Source organism: Acidovorax sp. 94, from assembly GCF_003634645.1.
GTDB classification, from domain to species: domain Bacteria; phylum Pseudomonadota; class Gammaproteobacteria; order Burkholderiales; family Burkholderiaceae_C; genus Acidovorax; species Acidovorax facilis.
Genome location: NZ_RBJA01000001.1, coordinates 4,772,024 through 4,796,792, shown reverse-complemented (window position 1 = coordinate 4,796,792; position 24,769 = coordinate 4,772,024). Strand labels below are relative to the sequence as shown.

The 24,769-nt window shown below is 61.9% G+C and carries 26 protein-coding genes; 4 read left to right on the top strand and 22 right to left on the bottom strand.

All coding sequences use genetic code 11. The features are described 5' to 3' along the window. Positions 1–145: 145 nt before the first annotated feature. The 19 genes from C8C94_RS22115 to C8C94_RS22025 form a co-directional block, all read right to left on the bottom strand. Positions 146–598 (bottom strand): hypothetical protein, encoded by a 453-nt coding sequence (locus C8C94_RS22115; protein ID WP_121422239.1) that lies wholly within the window; start codon positions 596–598, stop codon positions 146–148. A gap of 74 nt (positions 599–672) precedes the next feature. Further along, on the bottom strand, positions 673–3,066 hold the full coding sequence (gene gspD, locus C8C94_RS22110) for a type II secretion system secretin GspD (protein WP_121422238.1): 2,394 nt from the start codon (positions 3,064–3,066) through the stop codon (positions 673–675). 36 nt (positions 3,067–3,102) lie between these two features. Then, positions 3,103–3,606, bottom strand: coding sequence for a hypothetical protein (locus C8C94_RS25940; RefSeq protein ID WP_228897412.1), 504 nt, complete (start codon positions 3,604–3,606; stop codon positions 3,103–3,105). Then, complete coding sequence (gene gspM / locus C8C94_RS22100) at positions 3,603–4,157, bottom strand: type II secretion system protein GspM (RefSeq protein ID WP_199727039.1); 555 nt, start codon at positions 4,155–4,157, stop codon at positions 3,603–3,605. Before gspM ends, C8C94_RS25940 begins: the two co-directional genes overlap by 4 nt. After that, positions 4,154–5,155: a PilN domain-containing protein gene (locus C8C94_RS22095; RefSeq protein ID WP_121422237.1), complete on the bottom strand. Its 1,002-nt coding sequence runs from the start codon at positions 5,153–5,155 to the stop codon at positions 4,154–4,156. The genes gspM and C8C94_RS22095 overlap by 4 nt, the downstream gene beginning before the upstream one ends. After that, the gene (locus C8C94_RS22090) at positions 5,152–6,066 is read right to left on the bottom strand and encodes a general secretion pathway protein GspK (protein ID WP_121422236.1); all 915 of its coding nucleotides are present in this window, start codon (positions 6,064–6,066) and stop codon (positions 5,152–5,154) included. The genes C8C94_RS22095 and C8C94_RS22090 overlap by 4 nt, the downstream gene beginning before the upstream one ends. Next, positions 6,066–6,677, bottom strand: coding sequence for a prepilin-type N-terminal cleavage/methylation domain-containing protein (locus C8C94_RS22085; protein WP_121422235.1), 612 nt, complete (start codon positions 6,675–6,677; stop codon positions 6,066–6,068). The genes C8C94_RS22090 and C8C94_RS22085 overlap by 1 nt, the downstream gene beginning before the upstream one ends. Beyond that, positions 6,674–7,126 carry a prepilin-type N-terminal cleavage/methylation domain-containing protein gene (locus tag C8C94_RS22080; RefSeq protein ID WP_055396819.1) on the bottom strand — a complete coding sequence of 151 codons (453 nt, stop codon included), beginning with the start codon at positions 7,124–7,126 and terminating at the stop codon, positions 6,674–6,676. Before C8C94_RS22080 ends, C8C94_RS22085 begins: the two co-directional genes overlap by 4 nt. Next, positions 7,123–7,617 (bottom strand): GspH/FimT family pseudopilin, encoded by a 495-nt coding sequence (locus C8C94_RS22075; RefSeq protein ID WP_121422234.1) that lies wholly within the window; start codon positions 7,615–7,617, stop codon positions 7,123–7,125. Before C8C94_RS22075 ends, C8C94_RS22080 begins: the two co-directional genes overlap by 4 nt. Positions 7,618–7,667: 50 nt before the next feature. Further along, entirely contained in the window at positions 7,668–8,111 is a 444-nt protein-coding gene (gene gspG, locus C8C94_RS22070) for a type II secretion system major pseudopilin GspG (RefSeq protein ID WP_055396821.1), read from the bottom strand. A gap of 26 nt (positions 8,112–8,137) precedes the next feature. Continuing rightward, positions 8,138–9,346, bottom strand: a complete 1,209-nt coding sequence (locus C8C94_RS22065; RefSeq protein ID WP_121422233.1) for a type II secretion system F family protein — start codon at positions 9,344–9,346, stop codon at positions 8,138–8,140. Next, on the bottom strand, positions 9,339–11,057 hold the full coding sequence (locus tag C8C94_RS22060) for a GspE/PulE family protein (protein WP_199731331.1): 1,719 nt from the start codon (positions 11,055–11,057) through the stop codon (positions 9,339–9,341). The genes C8C94_RS22065 and C8C94_RS22060 overlap by 8 nt, the downstream gene beginning before the upstream one ends. Before the next feature lie 72 nt (positions 11,058–11,129). Continuing rightward, complete coding sequence (locus C8C94_RS22055; protein ID WP_233573543.1) at positions 11,130–12,068, bottom strand: glycosyltransferase family 2 protein; 939 nt, start codon at positions 12,066–12,068, stop codon at positions 11,130–11,132. Positions 12,069–12,136: 68 nt separating this feature from the next. After that, a complete protein-coding gene (locus tag C8C94_RS22050) occupies positions 12,137–13,330 on the bottom strand; it encodes a DUF1972 domain-containing protein (RefSeq protein WP_121422231.1) in 1,194 nt (397 codons plus the stop codon). Next, a complete protein-coding gene (gene rfbC, locus C8C94_RS22045; RefSeq protein WP_121422230.1) occupies positions 13,327–13,872 on the bottom strand; it encodes a dTDP-4-dehydrorhamnose 3,5-epimerase in 546 nt (181 codons plus the stop codon). Before rfbC ends, C8C94_RS22050 begins: the two co-directional genes overlap by 4 nt. Positions 13,873–13,878: 6 nt before the next feature. Beyond that, a complete protein-coding gene (rfbA, locus tag C8C94_RS22040; RefSeq protein WP_055396830.1) occupies positions 13,879–14,763 on the bottom strand; it encodes a glucose-1-phosphate thymidylyltransferase RfbA in 885 nt (294 codons plus the stop codon). Between the two features lie 14 nt (positions 14,764–14,777). Continuing rightward, positions 14,778–15,668, bottom strand: coding sequence for a dTDP-4-dehydrorhamnose reductase (gene rfbD / locus C8C94_RS22035; RefSeq protein ID WP_121422229.1), 891 nt, complete (start codon positions 15,666–15,668; stop codon positions 14,778–14,780). Further along, positions 15,665–16,759 (bottom strand): dTDP-glucose 4,6-dehydratase, encoded by a 1,095-nt coding sequence (rfbB, locus tag C8C94_RS22030; RefSeq protein WP_121422228.1) that lies wholly within the window; start codon positions 16,757–16,759, stop codon positions 15,665–15,667. The genes rfbD and rfbB overlap by 4 nt, the downstream gene beginning before the upstream one ends. A 111-nt stretch (positions 16,760–16,870) precedes the next feature. Next, the gene (locus C8C94_RS22025) at positions 16,871–18,856 is read right to left on the bottom strand and encodes an SDR family oxidoreductase (RefSeq protein ID WP_121422227.1); all 1,986 of its coding nucleotides are present in this window, start codon (positions 18,854–18,856) and stop codon (positions 16,871–16,873) included. A gap of 227 nt (positions 18,857–19,083) precedes the next feature. Between C8C94_RS22025 and C8C94_RS22020 the strand changes: the two genes are divergently transcribed. The 3 genes from C8C94_RS22020 to C8C94_RS22010 all read left to right on the top strand — a co-directional run bounded on the left by C8C94_RS22020 (position 19,084) and on the right by C8C94_RS22010 (position 21,414). Next, positions 19,084–19,689 (top strand): phasin family protein, encoded by a 606-nt coding sequence (locus C8C94_RS22020; protein WP_055396839.1) that lies wholly within the window; start codon positions 19,084–19,086, stop codon positions 19,687–19,689. Positions 19,690–19,918: 229 nt separating this feature from the next. Next, complete coding sequence (locus C8C94_RS22015; RefSeq protein ID WP_121422226.1) at positions 19,919–20,581, top strand: TetR/AcrR family transcriptional regulator; 663 nt, start codon at positions 19,919–19,921, stop codon at positions 20,579–20,581. Between the two features lie 56 nt (positions 20,582–20,637). After that, a complete protein-coding gene (locus C8C94_RS22010) occupies positions 20,638–21,414 on the top strand; it encodes a hypothetical protein (protein WP_121422225.1) in 777 nt (258 codons plus the stop codon). A 192-nt stretch (positions 21,415–21,606) separates the two neighbouring features. On the opposite strand, the gene C8C94_RS22005 is transcribed toward C8C94_RS22010, so the two are convergent. Beyond that, entirely contained in the window at positions 21,607–22,374 is a 768-nt protein-coding gene (locus C8C94_RS22005) for a type III pantothenate kinase (protein WP_055396845.1), read from the bottom strand. A gap of 179 nt (positions 22,375–22,553) precedes the next feature. Between C8C94_RS22005 and lysM the strand changes: the two genes are divergently transcribed. Next, on the top strand, positions 22,554–23,039 hold the full coding sequence (lysM, locus tag C8C94_RS22000) for a peptidoglycan-binding protein LysM (protein WP_055396847.1): 486 nt from the start codon (positions 22,554–22,556) through the stop codon (positions 23,037–23,039). 197 nt (positions 23,040–23,236) lie between these two features. Here lysM and C8C94_RS21995 read toward each other — a convergent pair whose 3' ends face one another. Next, positions 23,237–23,659 carry a rhodanese-like domain-containing protein gene (locus C8C94_RS21995; protein ID WP_121422224.1) on the bottom strand — a complete coding sequence of 141 codons (423 nt, stop codon included), beginning with the start codon at positions 23,657–23,659 and terminating at the stop codon, positions 23,237–23,239. Between the two features lie 137 nt (positions 23,660–23,796). After that, a complete protein-coding gene (locus tag C8C94_RS21990) occupies positions 23,797–24,765 on the bottom strand; it encodes a M48 family metallopeptidase (protein WP_121422223.1) in 969 nt (322 codons plus the stop codon). Positions 24,766–24,769: the final 4 nt, after the last annotated feature.

Genomic DNA, 24,769 nt, shown 5'->3' with positions numbered 1-24,769 from the left:
AGCTTTCCCACCCTGTGCGGGATCTGCAACCCATCCGTACTCCGTTTGGGTTGATGCAATCTTATACTGATACCTTTGATTTTTTCAACCTATTTCCACGAGAAACCCACTGCACGTTCGTTTGTTGCACTCAAACAACGAAGTATCACTGGGCTGTTGGAAACATGACACTGCGGCGCTGCACATGGTGCCACACGCCAGCGATGCGGCGCCATTCGTCTTCGGCGGCAGCCTCTTGCTTTTTCACGCGCAGCAATGGCAACGAGTAGCGCATCCACACATTGACCTGTGCGCGGTCGCCGTCAATGCTGCGTACGCCACGGACCTCTACGGCGTCAAAAGCAATGCCACCACGCTTGAGGTAGGCCTCGAGCGTTGCATTCGGGTCTTTGGACAGCTCCTCATAGGCCCAAGCGCCTACACGGTCATTTTTCTGAATGAGCCCCCAATACGCTTTTGCGCGCGTTAAAAGTGCTGCCTGGTCATCTTCGGCCGACACCACTGTGCCACCAGTGGCCGTACAGCCCAAAAGCACCGCCAGCACAGCAGGTGCTGCCAGGGTCACGACAAGATGACGGCGGGTAACAGGTTTTGTCATGCAAAGAATCTCCTGATTGACTATCTATATATGGGAAGCGCCACGCTGGCTAGAGCCATAGCAGCCAAGCGCATTCAGCGCGAGGGCTGCAACGGGGCATCTGGGGGGCGGAAACTCATTGGCTGAGCCTGCAAGGACAAGGAGCGCATGCGTTCGCGCATCTCCGCACTGGCCGAACGCAGCTGATCATCGTCTTCAAGGGCGCGGGGCGTCATTAGCACCAACAGCTCCGTGCGATCACGCAGGTTTGACGTATTAGAGAACAGCGCACCCAACAATGGGACGTCTGCAAGCCCTGGCAAACCGCTACGCGTGTTGCTGTCATTTTCACGGATCAAACCGCCTAGGACGATGGACTCACCGGAACGCACTGCGACACGCGTTTGAATTTGCCGAGTCTGGAAAGAGCGTTGTTGGGTCACCTCATCCCTTGCCCCGACATCCGTCACCTGCTGAGAAATATCCATAGAGATCAAACCGCCTGCATTGACGGATGGCGTAACGGAGAGCAGCACCCCAGTGTCTTTGTATGTTATGGACTGAGTAATGAAACTACTCCCCGTAGCAGCCGCAGTTGAACTCAGAATGGGTTGCTGCTGACCGACCTGAATATTGGCAGTGTGGTTGTTCAGAACCAAGATAGACGGACTGGACAACAACCGCACCTGCGATTTTGTGGCAACGGCGTTCAGCGTAGCGCGAACCACATCCGCCTTGCTGATGGTGTACGAAAAACCGGGCAGTTTGGCGCCTATGCCACTGCTGTTGTTGGAGTCCAGCAGCGCCTCGCCTTGACGCCCCCGGCTAAGACCGTTTTGCAAGTACCACTCAACGCCATATTCCAGGTTGCCCGTAAGGCTCACCTCCACGATGCTGGCCTCAATCAACACCTGCATTGGAGCCCTGTCCAGTTCGCGTAATGCCTGCTCGATGCGGCGGTATTCGGTGCGCGGAGCGCGAATCAGGAGTGCATTGCGCTTCTCGTCCGCAACCACACGCACGTTGCCATCCAATTGACTCGTTGACGTAAGGGATGTGTTGTTCGAAGAAGATCTGTTTCCGCCAGCACCCAGCGCGGCGTTCATAGGACTACTACCCGTGCCGGAGCTGCTGCTATTGCCATAGAGACCACTGGAACTGCCCGTATTGCCAGTGCTGCCCGTACCCAGACCGGAGCCCCCCGCCCCCCGAGAGAACTGCGTGGGCGCCGAGCCCGCCGCTACGCCACCCGAGCCGGCTTGCCCGGACTGCCCACCAAAGAGGCCATTGAGCATTTCCGCCAACTGCAATGCCGAGCCGTTTTGCACCGGATACACAAACAGGCTGGCCTCCAGCGTATCGGTCGGACGGTCCAGGCGCCGGATCCAGGTTTCCACCTGGGCCAACAAGTGACTGCGCGGCGTGACCACCACCAGGGCGTTCAGGCGCTCAACGGGAAAGACGCGAATCAAACCACCCAAGGGGGTCGCCATCTGGGCGCCGGCACCGCTGGCACCACCACTTGCGGCCGCACCACCTGCAGCAGCACCCGACGTGCTAGGCGCCCCCCCCGCAGGTGCGGCACCAGCCCCCCCATAGGGATCGGAGGATTTGTCGGAGCCTAGCATCGCCTGCAGGGCATCCCGTACCACGTTGACGTTGGCGTTTTCCAACACGAACACACCCAGCGACATGCCAGAGAGAAAGTCCACGTCGAACGCTTCCACCATTTCCAGCCAACCACCCAACTGGGCCTTGCTGCCCTGCAGCACCAGCAGGTTGCGCAGGGAGTCCACGTAGACGATGGCCTCACGGGGTGCGATAGGCGCCAGAATCTTGGCCATCTCGGCCGCTGCAATGTGGTTCAAGGGAACGATTACCGTCCCGGCACCCGACAGATCCTTGAATTTGGACGCCCCCACCACCGGGCGCGCGCCCACGGTAACGGTACGCTTGGTCACATGGTAGACCCCCGCGTTGTCACGGACGATGGCCAAGTCGTGGGGCAACAACACCGCATCCAGCACATCCAGAACCTGACTGCGCAGCAGCGGCTGGCGCGTATGCAGGCTCACCACCGTTTCGCCACCAGCGTCGATGGTGTAGTTGAGCTTGAGCAGGTCTCCTAGCAACGCTGTAGCCAAGTTGCTGACAGTGACATTCTCGAAATTGAGTGCCACCTTGTCGCCCTTGGCAAGCACGGGATCGATCGCAGGCGCCTTGTCGCGCTTGAAAAACTGGTCGTTGCCAGGATAAAGCTTGGTGCTGGAAGAAGCATTCTTTTGCGCCTGCTCCTTGGGTGCTGACGCTGCCGGTGCAGGGCTTGGCGCCACTGGCGCAGCCGCAGCTGCAACAGGCTGCAATGGCCCCGGTGCTCCGCCAACTGCGACCTTGGAGTCCGCAACTCCGGACGCCGCAGGACCTCCCTGCGTGCTGGCACAGCCTGCCGCCAGCAATGCGAGCAAGAGGATGGATGGCCGAATATTCATAGAGATAGCTCCAATATTGGGGTACGCCGCTAGGGCTTATTGATTTGTTGCAGGCCTGCGCAGGCGGTCACCGATCGGTCCGGCTTTCACGGCCGCCGCACTTCCCGCTTCCAGCGGGCGCTCTACACGTTGGTCATCAGCTGACACAAAGAGAGCCTTGCGGCCATCAAAGGACTCAACTCGCCAGGGTTTGGTTTCCCCGGTGATCTTGAGGGTGCTGCCATCGGGGCGCTGCAAGATGGCCACACGCTCCTTGCCAGACTCAAATACTGCAGTGAGGCGCGCCTGCAGCAACTCCGTGACCAAACTGGTCTTTTTTTCTTCCACCGCCACCGGGCGCCGCGATGCCCACAACAAGGGGCGCTCCACTGCCTGCTTTGCCCGGACCTTGATCACAGGGGGCATGGGCTCAACCTTTGGAAGATCGGGCCGGCGCGCTTGCGGCGGGTTCCAGCGCTCTTTTTCGGTATGCCACCAGTAAGCGCTCGCAGCCACAGCTACGGCACCCAGGACGGGGCCGACGTACCAAGGTTTGATCATGGCTTGGCCTTTTCTGGTGCCAAGGGGGCCTCCAGCTGCAAAGACAGGCGTGCATTTTGCGGACCCGCGCCAGAACTTGCCCCCTCACGCGTGATGTTGGCGGTGCGCACCCAGAAAGGAGGGCGGTGCGTCTGAAGACTTTCCATAAAACTCACCAACTTGACCCATTCACCATTCACGGTTGCCGTCAAGCGTATGCGCGCCAGCTTGCCATCCACCCCAGGTTCCAGTGCGACTTGGGACGAAACCAGCGTGCCGCCAGAAGCCATGATCATCTGGCGAAGCTTCTGCTGGATATCGTTTTGAGAAGTTTCGCCAGCAGGGTGCACCAGCGGGGCCACTGTACTGCTTGCAGCGCTGAGCAGGGTTTCGATTTCAGCGCCGGCGTTCACCACCCCTTCCAGGCGTTCGCTGCGGGGCTCCAGTTGTTGCAGGGCGTTGTTGTAACGCGCCCAGAGAGTGCTGTAAATCAGAGCGGCACAAGCCAAGGCGCCAACAAACAGCACCAGCAGCAAAACCACCGAATGACGGCGCCATACATTCATTTTCATGGTTTTGCTCCCTCGCCCCGCCAGCGCATTTCAAACGTGAAGCGCTCTTTATTCAGCGTGCCGTCGCGCACACTTGCCCCGGTGGCGCGCACATCCACCAAGCCAGGCTGGCGCCCTAGATGCCCAATAAGTTCGGTAGCGTTAGCCGTCAAGCCCGTGATCCGGATTTCGCTACCGTTGACTTCGATGCGATCCAGCCAGGTGTCGGCAGGAATAGCGGCGGAAAGCGCATCCACGACACTGGCGAGAGGCAGGTCCGTACTGATGTTCTTGCGAAGCTCTTCCGCCAAGTCTGCCTGGCGGCGCAGTTCATCCATCTTCTGGCGCAAGGGAGCCGCCTTGGGCTCCAGCATGTTGACGTGCTCCACAGCGCGGACCACCGCCTGGCGCTTCAAGACCAGAGGCATGAGTGCCGGCAATGACAGTGCGGCGAGCAGGACAAGCACCAGCCCCACCCCCAACCAATCCATCCAACGCTGGCGGTTGTACTGCTTTTGCCACGCCGCTGTACGGACGGGAAGCGCGCGTCCCTGGCGCATCAGATACACAGGGGCATTTTCGGCAAACCCGTGCTGCGTCAATTGCTCGGCCAGGGTGTTGCGTCGGCACATGCCCCACTCCACCATCCAACCACCTTGGGCTTGAGGTTCTGCCCACCATGCCGCCACAATCTGTTCCGGCGGCATGGGAGAGACCCGCCACAGGGCTTCTTCGACGCCGCCTGCCAACGAGCGCCGCGGCATATCCGGCAACTGCACGGTGCCCCAAAGACAGCCGGACTCCGGTACCAGCAGGCTGGAAGCCTTTCGGTTGTTGGCGCGCTTGCGGGCACGGGTTCCAGTGATGGTCCAACGCCCTCCGTCGGACGCAATGGCTGCACTCGCGACTGCAGGCCAGGCGCCATGCTCCATGAGAACGCGCTTGAGATCACCGAAACCCCATGCCATTCGGTCCAGTGTTTTTTGCGCACGAAGAGATAGCTGCCCCCAACCTGTCATGGCTTGAATTCCTGTTCCGACTTGTTTAAGCGGCGTGTCGGCTCCAAAGAGAGCGTTGTCCAGGGCGTCAGACCACCGGGACGCTCGCTGAGATCGATCCATGCCTCACGCTGCCACCAGCGATCACCTTCAGCCCGCACAAAAGCATTGAGGCGCACTGTCAGACCGCCTCCAGCGCGGGCAGGCGAGAAAAATTCGGCTGCAGCTCCTGTCAAAAGCACGCCAGCCCGCGTTTCCGGTGGGGAGTTGTGAATGCGCGCCCCCAAACCTGGCTGTCCCGTGAGGACGTCGATCAGGGCGGGAGGGGCTGAATCGATTTCGATGCGTTGCTGCCCATTGATACCCAAGTGGGGCGCGATTATCTCATAGAGCTCAGACGTCATTCCCAGGACTGATCTCAGTTCCGAAAGGTCATCCAGCGCGCCATTTCGAGGCAGGGAGGGCCAGCCAGCAGCGCGGTATTGGGCAGCCTCAGCCCCGCCCACCCCACCTGGCGTGTCGTCAGGGTCGATGAAGTCCCGCACACGTGAGGTCAAGATGGCAGCCTCCCCCGAGGAGAGCCCTCCAGCTCTTTGAAAGAGCGCCTGCAGCAAAGCTTCGCTGGCGACATTAACGTCTACCAGCCCTCCAGAGGGCGTGATCTCCACCCAGATGTCATTCGACCCCATTGGCAAACGTTGAATGCGGTACCAACTGTCTGCGGTCTTTTCGGTCATCATTCGCTGCGCAGTCAGTTGGATCGCGGCGTCCAGCACGGACTCAGCGCGCAAGCGTTCCAAATCCAGCCCTGCGCGCTGCGTTTGCTGGCGAATCCCCCGTGAACTCGCCATCACCACCAATGACAAGGACGCAACCAGCCACAGCACCAGAATCAGCGCTGCGCCCCGGCTGCCGTGTTTCGACCGCTTCATCACCTTGCCCTCGCGAGAGGGAACACCAGAGGAGGCCAGTCTCCGCGCGCATCGGCAATTTCCACCCGGATACGTGCGGGGTACTGCGCTTTGGCAGAGTCCCATTGCTGAGTCCACAGACCCGTCAGCCCGTCCTGGTAATGCCACTGAAGCGTTCGCACATCCGACAGAAGTGTTTCGCGCAAAGCCTTGCCCCAGTCCAGCGCCATCAGTGCTCCGTCATAAGGAACGGCTTCTACCGACAGATCGACGCGCCCATCGGCATGGCGCAGGGGGCTCATGCGAAATACATAGAGCCCCCCAGCATCCCCCCGCTCCGGCAATGGCGCCACCCAGATCGCACCCGCAGCATTTCCGCTAAAAAAATTCACAAAGATGTTTTCGTCGCGCCGACTCAACAAGCGCAGGGTGTCAAACTTGCGCCCAAGCCATTGGCTGACCACCAACATGCGTTCAGAGCGCTCAATGACGCGCTGGTTGCGCTCTTCCGAACGCCCGATGACTCCCACGCCCGCAAACATCAGAGCGACCACTGCGGACGTCACGGCCAATGCGACCAGCAACTCCAACAAGGTAAAACCATGGGAAGTTTTTCGAAAAGAGTGGGTCATGGTGCAGACCTGTAGGGCTTCCATGTGGTCCATGTGACAGCCGTCACTCCATCTTTACTGACCTCTACGGTCACCCTTGCCGCACGCACAGGTGGCCCGGCCACCGGGCGACCACTCTCGTCCATCATTTGGACCGGTTCGGGCGCCACCTGAATCCGCCAATTCCAATCGCCTGCCCGCCCGGAATCCTGTCGCATCAAATCCTCTGCAAAGGTTCCAGCAGCCACTGCCGACCTGGCCACGAGAGAGGCCTCCACCCGAGCCTCCACATCCACCACATTTTTGGAGCCTTGCCCCACGCTGCGGTAAAGACTTGCCAGCGCAATGGAAGCAATTGCCATGGCGACCAAGGCCTCCAGCAAACTGAACCCCCGTTGATTCCGTGGCGCTCGCCTGAATGACTTGAAAATAGGATCAATCAGGGGCAACAGACAGCACGTCACGGTCATGACTGGGCCGCGACCATGGATTGCTCCACCGTCCCAAGGAGCCAGTTCACGCGAAAGCTGACGCCCTGCCCACCTCTTAGCACTGCAAGCCGCCCGCCACGTGCGCCGCCGTCGGAATTGAACACAAAAATAGGTTCTCCCACGGCAGTTGCAGTTTTGCCAGTCCGCGAATTGCGTTCAATCGCTTCCCACTGGACCACCAGTGATGCAGGCACCTCCAGGGCCAGGCGCCCGTCAACCACCAGCCTGCGAATGTCTGACTGGTAGGTCACGGTCACCGAACGGCCTTCCTGGACGCTGAGCGCACGCGCTTTGTTCAATTGGCTGGAAACATCCCGTACCGTCTGGTTGTAGCGTGACCGCTCCATGTACGCCTGCCCGCCCGCCCCTACCACGGAGACAGTAATGGCAGCCAGCACCAGCACGACCAGCATCTCCAACAACGTGAAGCCACGGATGCGGAGGTCTGACGCCAACAAAGGGCGGCTCATGCGAAACAAGTCACCAGACGGCACTGGGGAGTGGAAAGCGCAACAGAGCGTCAGTTAAAAACGTCCGCGTTCTCACCGTCACCGCCCGGCTTGGCGTCGGACCCCAGAGAGAACACGTCGGGCCCGCCATTGCGTCCCGGGTTTTTGTACAAATAGGCGGCACCCCAAGGATCAGAAGGCAGGCCCTTCTTCAGGTAGGGACCATTCCATCCCTGGGCCGTTGCAGGCCGCTCTGCCAGGGCACGCAGCCCTTCCGCATCATTGGGATAACGGCCGACATCCAGCTTGAAAAGGTCCAGACTCTGCTCAATTTCCGAGATCTGAATGCGGGCCGTCTTGGACTTGGCACCGCCGAGTTGATCAAGCACCTTCGGGCCCACCAGCCCGGCAAGCAACGTCAGAATCACCAGAACCACCAGCAACTCAATCAGCGTGAACCCGGAGGAACGCTGCGCTCGCGCCATTGCTTTGTGTTCAAAATTCACTACATTCATTTCAAAATCTCTCAAATAATCCAGAATCAAATTGTGTCGTTGATCGACAAAACGCCACCCAGAATCGCAATAATAATGAAGGCAACCAAGGCCCCCAAAACAATAATAATCAAGGGCTCCATGGCTGCCAAAACACGCCCCATGGTACGCCGACCTTCATCCTCGTAACGATCTGCTAAACCCAGCAGAGTAATATCAAGCTGCCCTGTTTCCTCAGCAACCCGAATAAGCTGCGGGGTGCTAGATTTCCCGAAGTAAGGAGAGACAAACCCTGTGGAAAGTCGTTTGCCTGTTTTTACAATGCCCACCAGAGGTTCAATATCCTTGCGCAATGCGGTATTGGTCAGTGTGTCCACAGCAATGCGCAACGCATCCACCATGGGTACACCCCGCTGCAGCAAGATGCCGAAGGTGCGGAAATAAATAGCAAACTGCAGATTCCGCAACACCTTGCCGAACAGGGGGAGGTCCAACAGCACACTGTCAACGCGCAACCGCCCCGCAGGCGTCGCGCCCCAGCGGGAGCCCAGGAACAAGACCACCGTCAAGCCTAACAGGATTGCCATCCAGTGCGAGCGGATCAGATCACTGAGATCGACCACCAAGCGCGTGGAGTAAGGCAGTTTGTCGCCCATGGAATCAAAAATTTCCCGAAACTGGGGAACCACAAATGCCAGGAGCATCACGACGGACAGCACCGCAACAATCAGCAAGATGACGGGGTACGTCATGGAGGAAATGACGTAGTTGCGAAGCTTGTCTTCTGCCTCCAGTTGCACTGTGAGTTCTTTCAGAACCACATGCAGCGAACCAGAAGTTTCCCCCGCCCGAATCAGAACCAGATATTGGCGCCCAAGATCCCGCTCAAACGGCAGCAGCGACTGGTACAGAGACTTACCGCCACGCACCCCTTCCTCGACCTTGGCAATGAAGGCTTTCAGCCGCTCCGTGTTGGCCGTCTCCTTGAGCATGACCAGCGCCTTGTCCAGCGGCATGTTGGCCTGCTTGAGGTGGGCCATCTCGCGGCTGAACAAAAGGATCTCGCCACGTTTGAGCTTGCCCCCCCGGCTTTGCGGCTCATCTTGGGCAACTGCTGCCGACTCGTCTGCAATACGAACCGGCGTCACGCCCTGCCCAATGAGTCGCAGTCGCGCGGTCTCCACGTTCAGCGCGCGGATCGTCCCCTGGCAGGCCTTGCCATCGGACGTGATTCCATCGTATTGAAATTCAATCATTTTGACGCGCAACGCGCAGGACTTCTTCCGCAGTCGTCAGACCTTTGAAGACCTTGGTGGCGCCATCCTGCAACAAGTTCCCCCCGGCATAGGCGCCATCTCCGCCCCCCAACGAAGAACCTCTTTCGAGCACCACTTTTTTTACGTCTTCTGACATTACCAGCAATTCATGAACAGCCAACCGCCCTCGGTAGCCGGTCCCCCGGCATGCAGAACAACCGACGGACCGATAGATGACCTGGCCCTCCTCCATGGCCATGCCCAGGGAGGCTGCGGCCGCCTGCGCCTGGTCCGGCAGCAACGGCGCTTTGCATTCCTCACACAGCTTGCGCACCAGGCGCTGCGCCAGCACGCCAATGACGGACGCCGTGATCAGATAGGGCTCCACACCCATGTTGATGAGCCGCACGATGGCCCCGAGCGCGCTGTTGGTGTGCAGGGTGGACATGACCAAGTGGCCCGTCAATGCCGCCTGGACCGCAATTTCTGCGGTTTCGCCATCGCGCATTTCCCCGATCATGATCACATCAGGATCCTGGCGGAGAAAGGATCGCAACACCTTCGCAAAGGTCAGCCCGATCTGGGGCTGGACCTGCACCTGGTTGAGCCATTGCAGCCGGTACTCCACCGGATCTTCCACCGTCAGAATCTTGAGGTTCTCGCCCTCCAGTTCCTGCATGGAGGCATACAGCGTGGTGGACTTCCCGGAGCCTGTGGGACCTGTCACCAGAAAGATCCCATGTGGCACGCTGAGCAGCTGACGCATGGTTTTCAAAGTGGGTGGCGTGAAGTGCAGGCTCTCCAACGAGAGCAGGTCGAAGTTCTTTTCCAGCAAGCGCATGACGACCGATTCGCCAAACATGGTGGGAATGGTGGACACGCGAGAGTCCATTTCCTTGCCATGCACGCGCAGCTTGGTGCGCCCGTCCTGCGGCATCCGGCGTTCCGCAATGTCCAGCTGCGAAAGGATCTTGATGCGGGACACCACAGCGGGGGCATCCTTGTTATCAATCTCGTCAATGGGGTACAGCTCGCCGTCCACCCGTATCCGGACCACCGATTTTTCTTCGTAGGTTTCGATGTGAATGTCGGAGGCCTGGGCCGCCACGGCCTGGGAGAGGATATGGCTCACGCGCTGGATGATGGGGGCCTCCGAGGCCATGTCCCTCAGGTGCTCGATGAATTCCGAAGCCTCAAACTGGTCCGCAACGGCTTCTCCTTCCGGCTCCGACTCCTGGACGTACCAGGCATTGAGCTGACTGGATATTTCAGACTCCAGGCCAAAAAAGACCCTGGGCACATCCCCAAAGACCAGGCGCAATGCATCGCGCAATGCCGCGCTCTTCGGATCCACCGATGCGAAATCCGGCGTTAACTCAGCCTCCTCTGCATTTCCCAAAGGAAGCAGGTTGTTGGCCAGCAAAAAGCTGGTGTTCAGCCGCGAAGTTTCCGGCTTTTCCTTTGGGAAAGCGTCCTGACGCACCAAAGGCAATCCGGCCTGCCGGGACAGTGCGGAGTAGACATCCACCTCAGACACCAGCCCCAGACTGATCAGCAGGCGCCCCAGGCGACCGCCCATGGAACGCTGGACCTCTAGCGCCCTCTCCAGGTCATTGCGCGACAACTTCTGGTCCGCAAGGAGCATCTCACCGAGCCTGGGCGCAGCGATATCGACGCTTTCCACTTCACCAATTTCAGCCGAGAGCTTCATTACCAACGCCTTTGAACATTCTTCCAACCACCCAATACCCGGGCCCGACTTGTCTCACTCGGGCGGAGTGAATCACTTGAACCACAGCAAACAGCGGCTTAATCGATCCAATTCGGGGCCCACATAATATTCGCGATACCCAAAAATTCTCGCCCTCAGAGGCCCATCCCTCCACGCAAGGTATTCTGACACGTAGCCTTCATCCAGCCCCAAGGCGCGCAATCGCAGCTGCAGCGCCTGCGCCTGCAGATAGGTAGCCCCACCCAGCACCCGGACACGCCGGACGATCCTCTGGCCATTCGTCAACAGCCGGAGCAAACGCGTCTTCAGGCTACGATCCTTGGCGCCTACCTGGTTGGCGCCATGCTGGCGATACAGGATCAGCGGGGTTGGCACAAAACGCCTATGGCCGCTTCCACTCACCAGGCCACACCACCAGTCGTGCATGATGGTGTCCTGCGGGAGGGGCAAGGCCATTCGCAACAGGGTGCGGTTCACCATCATCGTGCATCCCGTCACCTGGTTCACGCTGAGCAGCGAAAGTGGCGAGCACTGCAGAGGGTCCATACGTTGGTATGTGGCGAAGGACTCCGAAATCACGCCCAAGTGCTCATCCACCACCGTCAGGTCGGAGTGCACCAGACAAGGCAATTCCGCACCACCCTCTTGCTCCATTCGCACCATTTCTTGGAGACACAGCTCGATTTTCGGAGGGAGCCAGACATCGTCCTGGTCCGAGAAAGCAACCCAAGCAGCCACACCATCATGCAGGCTGGCCACCATGAGATTCTCAAAGTTTCGGACCAGCCCTTGCCCATGGTGGGGGTTGGGCACAAGTACCAAACGCTCTCCAAAGCGCACCCGGTAGCTCTCCAGGATTGCAAGCGTGTCATCCGAAGACCCGTCATCGCTGACGAGGAGGCGGAAATTCTGGTGGGTCTGGGCCAACAGCGAATCGAGCTGGGCACGGAGATACTTCGCCCCGTTGTACGTAGCCAGCAGCACATCCACCAGCGGTGACTGCGACGGGGCAGCCCCGCCCGCCCCTCCGCGTGAGGCCAATCGATGAGTCGGCTCAGTCACACGGTCCCCGTGCTGGTTGTTGCAGCGCTGTGGGGCCGGCATTCTGAAAGCATCAGCGCCTCGTAGGCATCTGCGATGCCCTCCCAGGTGTAGTGCTCCGCCACGATATCGCGGGCGCGCTGGCTTCGCTGCGGCAGCATGGCGTCCGACTGGCCAACCACTAGGTCCAGGCTGCGAGCGAGTTGCTCGGGGGTGGCAAAGTAGTCGGCCGCATCGCGTGCCACTTCGCGGTTGAACGGGTTGTCATGCGCAATGACCCAGTTTCCGCAGGCCAGTGCCTCGAGCAGCGAAGGGTTCGTCCCCCCCACCGAGTGCCCGTGCAGGTAACAGGCCGCATGTACACGCAAGCTTGCGAGCTGCCCGGTGTCGTAGATGCCCCCCAAGAAACGCACGCGGTCGCTGGCATGTTGCCTCAGCAGTTGCTGGTAGGCCGTGGCACCGGACACATCCCCTACGATGACCAACGGCCAGTCACCGCCGTGCATCTCATAGCCTTGAACGATTTCAAGGATATGGTTTTCCGGCTCCGGGCGCGCCACGACCAGCATGTAGCGGCGGGGCTTCAGCCCCCAGGCAGAAAGCACGGAAGGGTCCACGTCCCGGTCCTGCACCAGTTCGGCGCCGTAGGCAATGAAGCTCGACGGAGCCCCCTTGGGATAAGTCTCGCGGAACCGCTGTGCAATGGCCTCGGCATCGGCGATGAGGCGCGTGGCCACCCGGCTGGCCACCCACTCCATGCAGCGCAGGTAGATGCGTGCAACCCTCCCCCATTTGCTGCGGGCCCACTCCAGTCCGTCCACATTGATCCAGACCGGAACCCCAAAAACCCGGGGCCACCAGCAGGCCCACGCAGCGCCATACCCCAGCATGTAGACCAGGTCGTACCCCCGCCGGGCGTCCCACAGGCAGGCACAGTCGTAGGCCAGGACCGATGCAGCTCCCCACCGGGGCCGACGTTTGTGGCGTACGCGAACACCTTGGTAGAAGGTGTCTTCGACGGACGACTCGCTGGTCTCTGCATACACAGTGACCTCGTGGCCACGCTCCACCAGGCGTATCGAGAGTTGTTCGGCAAAGGTTTCGAACCCCCCATAGCTCGCGGGGATGCCCCTGGCTCCCAACAGGGCGATCCGCAGCTTGGCAGGGCGGTCCGGAGATCCACCCGTTGCACGCCCCTGCGCCGTCGTCAAAGGTCTGCCTCAGCGAACCAGCGCCCCGCCTGATCCTTCGCCGAAAGCTGAATGGCGGCCTCCACCGCTGGCCAGGCGATGGCAAGCTCTGGATCGTCCCAGCGAATGCAGCGCTCATGCTCCGGGCTGTAGTAGTCGGTGGTCTTGTAAAGGAAGTCAGCCGATTCGGACAACACCAGAAAACCGTGAGCAAGCCCCGGCGGCACCCAAAGCTGCCGGTGGTTGTCCTCGGTCAACAGGGCCCCCACCCACTGGCCAAAGGTGGGTGACCCCTTGCGAATATCCACTGCCACATCAAACACAGCGCCACGCACCACGCGCACGAGCTTGCCCTGCGCCCTGGGGGGCAACTGGTAGTGCAGGCCCCGCAACACACCCTGGCTGCTGCGGCTGTGGTTGTCCTGCACAAAATCGCACTGGACACCCGTGGCCTCCCGGAAGGCCTGCTGGTTGAAGCTTTCGTAGAAAAAACCACGGCTATCGCCGAACACCTTGGGCTCAAGGAGGACAACGTCTGGGATGGATTGCCGGATGGAGTGCATGGGGGATCAATAGACTTTGTCGTTCAGCAAACGCTGGAGGTACTGGCCGTAGCCGTTCTTGGCAAGAGGTTGTGCCAGGCGCTGCAACTGGGCACTGTCGATCCAGCCGGCGCGCCAGGCAATTTCCTCGGGGCAGGCAATCTTGAGGCCCTGGCGATGCTCCAGCGTCGCAATGAACTGGCTGGCCTCCAGCAGGCTTTCATGGGTGCCAGTATCCAGCCAGGCATAGCCGCGGCCCATGATCTCGACATTGAGCTGCCCCTGCTCCAGGTACAGCCGGTTCAGGTCGGTGATTTCCAGTTCGCCGCGTGGCGATGGCTTCAAGCTCCGGGCCATCTGCGCAACCTGGTTGTCGTAGAAGTAGAGGCCTGTGACGGCATAGCTGCTCTTGGGCTGAGCAGGTTTTTCCTCCAACGACAACACCTTGCCCTGGGCATCGAACTCGGCCACACCGTAACGCTCCGGGTCGTGCACATGGTAGGCAAACACGCTGGCACCCGCAGAGCGCTGTTGAGCGTTGCCCAGCAGTTCATGGAAATCGTGCCCGTAGAAGATGTTGTCTCCCAGCACCAGGGCGCTCGGAGCCCCATCCAGAAAAGACTCCCCGATCACAAACGCCTGCGCCAAGCCGTCCGGGCTGGGCTGCACCGCGTATTGCAGGTTCAAGCCCCATTGGCTTCCATCCCCCAGCAGCTGGGCAAAACGCGGCGTGTCCTGCGGGGTGCTGATAACCAGGATGTCCCGGATGCCCGCCAGCATCAGCGTGCTGAGCGGGTAATAGATCATGGGCTTGTCGTAAACGGGCAGCAGTTGTTTGCTGATGGCCAGCGTGGCCGGGTGCAGCCGTGTGCCGGAGCCTCCTGCGAGGATGATGCCTTTGCGTTGCGTCATGGTCTGGGGTCCGTTCAGAGAATTTCCGTGAGCATGCGCGCCACGCCCTGTTGCCAATGGGGCATCTGCAAACCGAAGGTGGACTGCAGCTTGTGGGTACTCAGGCGCGAGTTGTGGGGGCGCACGGCCGGTGTGGGAAATGCGCTTGTGGGCACAGGCGCGACCTCTTTTGCTATTATTTTTGTAGCTATTTGCGTTTTCTGGGCTTGCGCCAGCACGTATTTTGCATACTGATTCCAGTTGGTCTCGCCCGCAGCCACGCAGTGGTACAGGCCTGCATCCTGCGGGCGCTGCTGCAGGTGGCGCAGCGCGTGGGCGGTCACATCGGCCAGCAGGTCGGCACCGGTGGGCGCACCCCATTGGTCATCAATCACCGTCAGCCGCTCACGCTCTTGCGCCAGCCGCAGCATGGTCTTGGCGAAGTTGCCGCCGCGTGCTGCGTAGACCCAGCTGGTGCGCAGGATCAGGTGTTTGGCGCCCGCCTCTGCAATGAGCTGCTCGCCTTCGAGTTTGGTGCGGCCGTAAACGCTCAGCGGGGCGGGTGTATCGGTCTCCACCCAGGGGCGGCTGCCGCTGCCATCGAAAACATAGTCCGTGCTGTAGTGCACGAGCCAAGCACCCAGCTTCGCGGCCTCCTGCGCAAGGGCTCCGGGCGTGGTGGCGTTGAGGGTGCGGGCAAACTCGGCTTCGCTCTCAGCTTTGTCCACGGCCGTGTGGGCGGCGGCATTGACGATGACATCGGGTCGCAGGGCGCGCACCGTTTCGGCCACGCCAGCGGGGTTGGAAAAGTCACCGCAATGCTCGGTGCTATCGAAGTCCAACGCCGTGACAGTGCCCAGCACCGACAGGCTGCGCTGCAGCTCCCAGCCGACCTGGCCACCCTTGCCAAACAGCAGGATGTTCATGCAGTGGCGCCCGTCACAGCCGCAGCGGAGGCCTCCTGCGCATACTGGGTCTGCACCCAGTCGCGGTAGGCGCCGGTCTGCACGCTGGCCACCCAGTCCGCATGGTCCAGGTACCACTGCACGGTCTTGCGGATGCCGGTGTCGAAGGTCTCGGCGGGCTTCCAGCCCAGCTCGCGCTCGATCTTGCGGGCGTCGATGGCGTAGCGACGGTCGTGGCCTGGACGGTCTTTCACATAGGTGATCTGGGTGCGGTAGCTTTGGCCGTCAGCACGGGGGCGCAACTCGTCGAGCAGGCTGCAGACCATGTTCACGATCTCGATGTTGGGCTTCTCGTTCCAGCCACCCACGTTGTAGGTCTCACCGGGCGCGCCGGCCTCCAGCACGCGGCGGATGGCGCTGCAGTGGTCCTTTACGTAGAGCCAGTCGCGCACCTGCATGCCATCGCCATACACGGGCAGGTTCTTGCCGGCCAGTGCGTTGACGATCATCAGCGGGATCAGCTTTTCGGGGAAGTGGTAGGGCCCGTAGTTGTTGCTGCAGTTGGTGGTGAGCACCGGCAAGCCGTAGGTGTGGTGCCAAGCGCGCACCAGGTGGTCGCTGGCGGCCTTGCTGGCGCTGTAAGGGCTGTTGGGCTCAAAGCCACGCGTCTCGGCGAAGGCCGGGTCGGTGGGGGCCAGCGATCCGTAGACCTCGTCGGTGGACACATGCAGGAAGCGGAAGGCGGCACGTTCGCCCTCGGGCAGCGCGCTCCAGTAGGCACGCACGGCCTCCAGCAGGCGGAACGAGCCCACGATGTTGGTCTGGATGAAATCCTCGGGGCCATGGATGGAGCGATCCACATGCGATTCAGCCGCGAAGTTGACCACGGCGCGGGGCTTGTGCTCGGCCAGCAGGCGGGCCACCAGGGCGGTATCGCCGATGTCGCCCTGCACAAAGATGTGGCGCGCGTCACCCTGCACGCTGTCCAGGTTGTGCAGGTTGCCCGCGTAGGTGAGCTTGTCGAGGTTGACCACGGGCTCGCTGGAGGCAGCAAGCCAGTCAAGAACGAAGTTGGCGCCGATGAAACCCGCGCCGCCAGTAACCAGAATCATAGGGAGGGCCGTGTGAAATGCCTGCTCGGCAGAACCCACGATTATCCCACCCCGCCCGGCCCCCGGGTAACAGAGTTCAACGCGGGTATTTCTGCCCGGGCCGGCGGGTCATCAGAAGTGGATGCCTCGCATCATCTGCTGCAGCGCCACGGCCTCGGCCGACAGCTGCGGCTTGGCGTCCTTGCTGCCCTTGGCGGCGGTGGAGTCTGGGAACATGCGAAAGCTCGTGTTCATGGTGATCTGCGCCACGCGTGGCACCAGCGCGTGCAGCAGCTGGCCGGTGATGCCCAGCCGCGTGGCGATGCGCACCGGCTTGAAGATGCAGGCCTGGGCGATCATGTCCGCCGCCTCCTCGGGGCTCAGCGTGGGCACGTTGTTGTAGATCTTGGTGGGCGCAATCATGGGCGTGCGCACCAGGGGCATGTTGATGGTGGTGAAGGTGATGCCCTGGTCGGCAAACTCGCTCGATGCGCAGCGCGTCCACGCGTCCAGCGCCGCCTTGCTGGCCACATAGGCCGAAAAGCGGGGCGCGTTGGTCAGCACGCCGATGGAGCTGATGTTGACCACATGGCCCTTGCGCTTAGCCACCATGCCGGGCAGAAAGCCCATGGTCACGCGCAGGCAGCCGAAGTAGTTCAGCTGCATGGTGCGCTCGTAGTCGTGGAAGCGGTCGTAGCTCGACTCGATGGCGCGGCGGATGGAGCGGCCCGCGTTGTTGATGAGGAAGTCCACACCGCCGTGGTTGCCGATGAGCAACTGCACAAAACGGTCGCAGTCGGTCATGTCGGCAATGTCTGCCGAATAGGCGATGAACTGGTAACCCTTGGCCTTGGCTTCGGCACAGGCCTCGTCGAGCTTGTCCTGGTCACGCCCGCAGATGATGGTGGTGGCGCCTGCCTCGGCAAACTTGTGCGCTGCCGCCAGCCCAATGCCGGACGATCCACCGGTGATCAGCACCACCTTGCCCGCCACCGTGCCCTTGAGCGTGCGGTCGATGAACAGCTCGGGGTCCAGATTGCGCTCCCAGTAGTCCCACAGCCGCCAAGCGTAGTTCTTGAGATTGGGGCAGGTGACGCCGGAGCCCTTGAGCGCGGCCAACGTTTCGCGGCAATCAAAGCGCGTGGGGTAGTTCACGAAGGTGAGCATGTCCTCGGGCAGGCCCAGGTCCTTCATCACCGCGTTGCGCACCCGGCGCACGGGCGCCAGCGCCATCAGGCTTTTCTTCACGCTCTTGGGAATGAAGCCCAGCAGCGCAGCGTTGACGAACAGGTTCATGCGCGGTGCATGGGCGGCGCGGCTGAAGATGTCGAGCACATCGCCCACGCGGTAGCCCACTGGGTCCACCAGGTGGTAGCACTTCTTGGTGATGTCCTTCTGGTGGCTGATGACGTTGAGGGCGTTCACCACAAAGTCCACCGGCACGATGTTCACGCGCCCCCCTTCCAAGCCAACGGTGGGCATCCAGGGCGGCAGCAACTGGCGCAGGCGCTGGATGAGCTTGAAGAAGTAGTAGGGGCCATCGATCTTGTCCATCTCGCCGGTCTGGCTGTCGCCCACCACCATGGCCGGGCGGTACACCGTCCAGGGCACCTTGCAGTCCTGGCGCACGATCTTTTCGCTCTCGTGTTTGGTCTGGAAGTACGGGTGGTCCAGGCCCTCGGCTTCTTCGAACATGTCCTCGCGGAACACGCCTTCGTACAGCCCGGCAGCCGCGATGGAGGAGACATGGTGGAAATGCCCGGCATCAATCGCCTTGGCCAGGTCCACCGTGTTGCGCGTTCCCTCGATGTTCACGGCCACCTGGGTTTCTTCGTCAGCAGAGAGGTCGTACACCGCCGCCAGGTGGTAGAAATGGTCGATCTGGCCTTTGAGCTTCTTCACGTCGTCTGCCGCCACGCCCAGCTTCTTCGCGGTGAGATCGCCAAACACAGGGATCGCACGCGTGGGCCCGACACCCCAGAAGCTACGCAGGTCGGCCACCTTGTCCGCACTTTCCTTGCGGATCAGGAAATGCACCACCGCCCCCTTTCGCTCCAGCAGCTTCTTGACCAGCCGCTTGCCAATGAACCCCGTTGCCCCCGTCACGAAATACTGCATGGATAACTCCTCTGAGATAGCTTCATTCTTGCCCAAGGCCTGCGCGCACCGATTCAGCAGAAACCCGCGCCGATGCTAGGCGGCCAGCGAACGCCCCCGCTAGATGGCACGCTCTACATTTTTAGGAGCGCGCGCCTACACCTGTCGCGCCGTGCGGCGTACAGTGCGGCCATGCGTCGAAGGCAACCCGCCCCGGCAAACCCAACCAACCGCACCACGGAGGCCTTATGGTCAAGAAACTGCAGAAACTCAGCGCTGACAAGAAAAAGAGCAACGCCCAACTGTCCAGCACCGTCAAGGACTCCGCCCAGCAGATCTGGCTGGCAGGCCTGGGTGCCTTCTCCAAGGCGCAGGAAGAAGGCGGCAAGGTGTTTGAAGCCCTGGTCAAGGAAGGCTTGACCATCCAGCGCAAGACCCAGGCGGTGGCCGAAGAAAAGATCACCGAAGCCACCAGCCGCGTGACCACCATGGCCAGCGACATCGGCTCCAAGGCCCAGGGCCAGTGGGACAAGCTCGAAAACATCTTTGAAGACCGCGTGGCCAAGGCCCTCGCCAAGCTGGGAGTGCCCTCGGCCCGCGACCTGGAAGCCCTGAGCGCCCGTGTGGACGCCCTGGCCAAGGGCAGCAAGGCTGCACCCGCCAAAGCTGCTGCCAAGCCAGCCGCCAAACCCGCAGCCAAGGCTCCCGCCAAGAAGGCAGTGGCAAAGAAGGCGGCTCCAGCAAAGGCCGCCGCCAAGCCTGCAGCCAAGGCCCCCGCCAAGAAGGCGGCTGCAAAGAAGACCGCGACACGTGCTGCTGCCGACGCAGCCACCAGCACGCCATCGGCCAGCTGATCACGGCTTGCCACCGGCAAGCACCCAGCCCGCTCCAAGCGGTCCACGCGCCAAGGCGTTTGGACCGCTTTTCTTTTTTTGGTGAAACCCATGAAGTGCGCTACAAGCAGCCTAGGTACTGCATACGCACCCCACGTTCATGTCGCACTGCAGCATGACCGCGTGGGTTAGAGTAGCCATCAGAGACAACGCAACAACGACGCCAAACGACGCGAAGGGGCCCGCACACATGGTGAAGAAAGCGCCACGCCGCACCGCAGAACGCATTCTGGAAGTGACGCTGGACCTGTTCAACCGGTTCGGTGAGCCCAACGTCTCCACCACCCTGATCTCGGCCGAGCTGCGCATCAGCCCCGGCAACCTGTACTACCACTACCCGGCCAAGGACGAGCTGATCAACGCGCTGTTTGATCGCTACGAAACCTCGCTGACCGAACTGCTGGCCGCCGCCGATGGTGTGCGCAATGTGGAGGACGCCTGGTTCTTCATGCACTCGCTGTTCGAGCTGATCTGGCAGTACCGTTTCCTGTACCGCGATCTCAACGACCTGCTGTCCAAGAACCGGCGCCTGGAAACCCACTTCCAGGCCATCCTCAAGAACAAGACCCGCGCCGTGCGCGCCATGCTCGACGGCATGGGCCGCGCTGATGCACTGCACATCGACTCGCGCGAACTGGAGGCCACCGCCACCAGCATGGTCGTGGTGCTCACTTACTGGCTGAGCTTCGAATACGTGCGCGACCCACGCCGTGCACTGGAGCCCGAAAGCGCCCAGGCCGCGCTGCTGCGCGGAGCCCACCATGTGCTGAACCTGCTCATGCCCTACCTCGAAAGCGGCCAGCGCGCCCACCTGCTGCAGCTGGTCGGCGCCTACGCACCAGCGCCAGGCTGATACACGGCCCACCCGCCACAGACACCCACCAACAAGAACTTCCGGAGACACACACCATGGCCAAATGGACCCCCTTCCCCCACGCCGGCGACTACCAATTTGACGCTGCGAGCGTCAAGAAGCATTGGGCACGACTGCATGGCGGTGATGCCGAACCCTGCCCCAAGGAGGCTGCCGTGCTGGAAGCCTGGGCGCTGTTCCACAACGGTGATTTTGAGAAAGCTGCGGCAGCGGGCCTGGCTGCCGGTGGCGCGGGTATCACTGCCGCCAACAAGGCCACCTCCATCTATGCCAACTACCTGGAGCCGAAGGAGAAGGCGCGCCTGGACCTGTTCATGCAAGTGGCCGAACGGGCGGAGGCCCAGGCCGCCAAGGAGCCCGACAACGCCAACGCCTGGTACTGGCATGCCTACGCACTGGGCCGCTACAGCCAGGGCATCAGCGTGGCCAAGGCGCTGGCGCAGGGCTTGGGTGGCAAGGTGAAGGACTCGCTGGAGAAGGCCATTGCCCTGTCGCCCAAACACGCCGATGCGCGCATTGCGCTGGGCGCCTTCCATGCCGAGGTGATCGACAAGGTGGGCTCACTGATTGGCGGCATGACCTATGGCGCCAAGAAGGACACGGGCCTCAAGCTGTTTCAGGAAGCCCTCAAGCTCAACCCGGGATCGGCCATCGCGATGATCGAGTACGCCAATGCGCTCGTCATGCTGGAGGGCGACAAGAAAATGCAGGAAGCCACCGCGCTCTACGAAAAGGCCGCCGCCGCTGAACCCATGGATGCCATGGAGCGGCTGGATGTGGAGATGGCGCGGGCTGAACTGGAAGAAGAGTAAGAGGCATCCCCCTGAACGGCTTTGCCGCTTCCCCCTTCTCTCGACTGGCTACGCCATTCGGGAAGGGGGACGACACCCTCGCTGCGGGACGGCCCTTGCTCGGTGTCTCTGGCCTGCGCAGCGCCAGTTTTGCACAGAGGTTTGCAGTAGATTGCCGTGTCGCGCTGCTATGGATGCGGAGCTCAAAAGCCTTCAGCCCCCGAACCGCTGCGCGGCAATCTCCAGCAGGCCGTCAAAAATCAGGTTGTCCACCAGCTCGAACGGCCGTGTCATGCTGGGCGCCATCTTCCATCCGGCGCCGCCGGTCATGATGCAGGCAGGCTCCTGACCACAGTGCTGCAGCAGGTGCTGGTACATGCGCTCCACGGCACCAGCGATGGCGTAGGTGCCGCCGCTGGTCAGTGCATCGCTGGTGTTGGTGGGGAACGGGCGCACTTCACCCGTGGGCACATGCAGGCCGGCGGTGCCCGATTCGAGCGCGCGCAGCATGATGCCGTGGCCGGGCAGGATGAGGCCGCCCATGAAGCGGCCCTCGGTGTCGATGCACTCCACCGTCACCGCCGTGCCCACCATCACCACCACCAGCGGCCGCGCCGGGCCACGTGCCAACACATGGTGGCGCGCGCCGATCATGGCCACCCAGCGGTCCGAGCCCAGGCGCGAGGGATGGTCGTAGCCGTTGGTGAGCCCCGCCTCCTGCGCCGACGACACCACCCACGAGGGGGTGACATCCCAGATTTCCATCTGCTCTTGCACGCGGCGTTTGACGGCATCGCCCGCCACCACGCAGCCCAGCATGCGCTCCGGGTGGGGCAGCGACTCCCAGCTACCTTCAGCCAGGCGGTCGATGTGGTCGAGAAACTCGGCGCCATGCGCAATGAGCGCAGCCCCGGGGCGGGGAGCGTCGTACAACGCCCATTTGAGACGGGTGTTACCGACGTCGATGGCCAGAAAAGTCATGCGGCGGATTATCCCGAGTTTTGCGATGCACCTCTGCCCGAGGGCGACAGCCCCGGCTGCACCACCCCTGCCCTCCCACAAATTGTGAAAAATCGTGTCGCGCCCGTGTCCGACACGACGCAGCCGTCCATTGCCGCTACAGTGGTCCTTCCTGTTTCTGCAACATTAGGAGGTACGACATGGGTCTTTTCAGTTTCATCAAGGAAGCCGGCGAAAAGCTGTTCGGCGGCAAAGAAGCACAGGCCGCCACGGCAGCAGCCCCCACGCAAGATGAACTCAACGCCAAGGCATCCAAGGCCATCGAGACCTACATCGCGTCCCAGAACCTGGGCGCCAGCAATGTGCAGGTCGCCTTTGAAGGACCCGAAGGCAAAGTCACCGTGAAGGGCACAGCCCCCACGCAGGCGGCCAAGGAAAAAGTCACCCTGTGCTGCGGCAACGTGGCCAGCGTGACCAGCGTCGAGAACCTGATGGATGTGACCAACCCCGAGCCCGAAGCCCAGTACCACGACGTGGTGCGCGGCGACACGCTCAGCGCCATTGCCAAGAAGTTCTATGGCGACGCCAACAAGTACCCCGTGATCTTCGAGGCCAACAAGCCCATGCTGAGCCACCCCGACAAGATCTACCCCGGCCAGAAACTCCGAATCCCGCAGGCGAAGTAACCCCCTGAGTCGCCTGCGGCGCCTTCCCCCAAGGGGGACACACCCGGTGGCCCGGCAAAGCCGGTTCCACGGGTGCACTGGCCTGAGTCGGGGGCGTACCGACGCCCGAGACAAACGGAACGCCGGGGCAAGTCAAGCTTTAGAGCCAGCTGCCAGCGCTTATCTATAAAGCGCTGGCAGCTATTTTTTTGGGAGCATCAACCCTGCTTCCACGGCAGACCGTGAAAACGCCAGCCGCCCTTTTTGCCACGCTGGCCCTGCGCATCGGCGTCGCCCTCAAAACCTTCCAGGATGTTGTAGGCCGTGATGCCCAGCTCAGTAGCGCGGCGCGCGGCGGCGATGGAGCGCACGCCGCTGCGGCACAGCAGCACAGCCCGGGCGCCCTCAGGCACGGCCGTGCGCATCTGCGCATCAAAATCCGCGTTCATGACCATGCCCGGCCACTGCTTCCACGCCACGGCGATGGCGCCGGGCACCTGCCCCACCCATTCACGTTCGGCGTCGCTGCGCACATCCACCAGCACGGCCTGGCCGGCCTGTACCCACTGCCAGGCCTGCTGGGGCGTCACGTCACCGGCATAGCCGTCGGCGGGAGAAACGGAGGAGAGCGTATTTGTCATGGTTTGGATCCTTTCTGGGCACTAGGCAAAACGTTTGAACTGGGCGCGACCAGTGCGAGGGACGCAAGCCAAGGGCCACCCCGCAGCGAGGGCGTCGTCCCCCTAGGGGGAAGGCGCCAAAGGCGACTCAGGGGGATTCACCACAAAGGCGCGGGCTCATCCCGCAAGCGGCTGCGCAGCTGCGCATAGTCGGGCACCACGGTGGCCACGGTGTCCCAGAAGCGCGGACTGTGGTCCATCACGCGCAGGTGGGCCAGCTCGTGCGCCACCACGTAGTCGATGATGGCCGGGCGGTAGTGCAGCAGGCGCCAGTTCAGGCGGATGGAGCCGTCTGCCTTGGCACTGCCCCAGCGGGTGTTGGCGCTCGACAGGCGCAGGCTGGCCCAGCGCACACCCAGCAGCGGGGCGAAATGGTCGAGCCGGGCCGTGAAGTGGCGGCGCGCGTCACGCATGAGCCAGGCCTGCACGGCGTCGCGGATCTGCGCGGGGCTGGCGCTGTGGGGCAGGCCGATGTGCAGGCTGGGTGGCACCACATCGGTGCCCGCCACCAGCGCACCGCCTTTGCCCGCAAAACCGTGGCTCGGGTCCAGCACCACGGTCAAAGGCTCGCCCAGATAGGGCAACACGGCGCCATCGGCCCAGACAATACGACCGCCTTCCATGCGCTGGTGGCGCTCGCGCGCCTCAGACAGCTTGCGCAGGATCCATTCGGACTTCTCGCGCAGCGCAGAATCCACGCCCGACAGGGTGACCCAGCTGGGCGCACGTACCGACAGCCCATCGGCCCCCACGGTGAAGCCGATGGTGCGGCGCCGCGCGCGCTGCAGCGCATAGGCCACGACGGCGTCGCCCAGCAGCACTTCGCGGCTGGCCTGCGGGTGGCGGAATTCGGCCGGAGACAGCAGAGATGGCAGCGGTACAGCAGGTGCAGCAGGTGCAGCAGGCCGATTCACTACTGATTTAGGAGCTACTGGCGCCTGCCCATCCAGCGCTGGAGGCAGATTTTTCTTGGAATCTGCAGCCTTCACCCCCGGCGCCGCAGCCGGTCCTGCCGGTGCGACCGGCGGGTCGAAAAAGTCGAGCGCCAACTGCACAAGCCGCTGCATCACG

Coding starts and splice junctions, on each gene's coding strand:
- C8C94_RS21990 (WP_121422223.1), bottom strand. CDS start 24,765: ATGCAGCGGCTTGTGCAGTTGGCGCTCGACTTTTTCGACCCGCCGGTC.
- C8C94_RS22025 (WP_121422227.1), bottom strand. CDS start 18,856: ATGCAGTATTTCGTGACGGGGGCAACGGGGTTCATTGGCAAGCGGCTG.
- C8C94_RS25940 (WP_228897412.1), bottom strand. CDS start 3,606: ATGATCAAACCTTGGTACGTCGGCCCCGTCCTGGGTGCCGTAGCTGTG.
- C8C94_RS22085 (WP_121422235.1), bottom strand. CDS start 6,677: ATGACCCACTCTTTTCGAAAAACTTCCCATGGTTTTACCTTGTTGGAG.
- C8C94_RS22010 (WP_121422225.1), top strand. CDS start 20,638: ATGGCCAAATGGACCCCCTTCCCCCACGCCGGCGACTACCAATTTGAC.
- gspG (WP_055396821.1), bottom strand. CDS start 8,111: ATGAATGTAGTGAATTTTGAACACAAAGCAATGGCGCGAGCGCAGCGT.
- C8C94_RS22015 (WP_121422226.1), top strand. CDS start 19,919: ATGGTGAAGAAAGCGCCACGCCGCACCGCAGAACGCATTCTGGAAGTG.
- rfbB (WP_121422228.1), bottom strand. CDS start 16,759: ATGATTCTGGTTACTGGCGGCGCGGGTTTCATCGGCGCCAACTTCGTT.
- C8C94_RS22080 (WP_055396819.1), bottom strand. CDS start 7,126: ATGACCGTGACGTGCTGTCTGTTGCCCCTGATTGATCCTATTTTCAAG.
- C8C94_RS22005 (WP_055396845.1), bottom strand. CDS start 22,374: ATGACTTTTCTGGCCATCGACGTCGGTAACACCCGTCTCAAATGGGCG.
- C8C94_RS22115 (WP_121422239.1), bottom strand. CDS start 598: ATGACAAAACCTGTTACCCGCCGTCATCTTGTCGTGACCCTGGCAGCA.
- C8C94_RS22020 (WP_055396839.1), top strand. CDS start 19,084: ATGGTCAAGAAACTGCAGAAACTCAGCGCTGACAAGAAAAAGAGCAAC.
- rfbC (WP_121422230.1), bottom strand. CDS start 13,872: ATGCACTCCATCCGGCAATCCATCCCAGACGTTGTCCTCCTTGAGCCC.
- rfbA (WP_055396830.1), bottom strand. CDS start 14,763: ATGACGCAACGCAAAGGCATCATCCTCGCAGGAGGCTCCGGCACACGG.
- C8C94_RS22090 (WP_121422236.1), bottom strand. CDS start 6,066: ATGAAGCGGTCGAAACACGGCAGCCGGGGCGCAGCGCTGATTCTGGTG.
- gspM (WP_199727039.1), bottom strand. CDS start 4,157: ATGAAAATGAATGTATGGCGCCGTCATTCGGTGGTTTTGCTGCTGGTG.
- lysM (WP_055396847.1), top strand. CDS start 22,554: ATGGGTCTTTTCAGTTTCATCAAGGAAGCCGGCGAAAAGCTGTTCGGC.
- C8C94_RS22095 (WP_121422237.1), bottom strand. CDS start 5,155: ATGACAGGTTGGGGGCAGCTATCTCTTCGTGCGCAAAAAACACTGGAC.
- C8C94_RS22060 (WP_199731331.1), bottom strand. CDS start 11,057: ATGAAGCTCTCGGCTGAAATTGGTGAAGTGGAAAGCGTCGATATCGCT.
- C8C94_RS22065 (WP_121422233.1), bottom strand. CDS start 9,346: ATGATTGAATTTCAATACGATGGAATCACGTCCGATGGCAAGGCCTGC.
- rfbD (WP_121422229.1), bottom strand. CDS start 15,668: ATGAACATCCTGCTGTTTGGCAAGGGTGGCCAGGTCGGCTGGGAGCTG.
- C8C94_RS22075 (WP_121422234.1), bottom strand. CDS start 7,617: ATGAGCCGCCCTTTGTTGGCGTCAGACCTCCGCATCCGTGGCTTCACG.
- gspD (WP_121422238.1), bottom strand. CDS start 3,066: ATGAATATTCGGCCATCCATCCTCTTGCTCGCATTGCTGGCGGCAGGC.
- C8C94_RS21995 (WP_121422224.1), bottom strand. CDS start 23,659: ATGACAAATACGCTCTCCTCCGTTTCTCCCGCCGACGGCTATGCCGGT.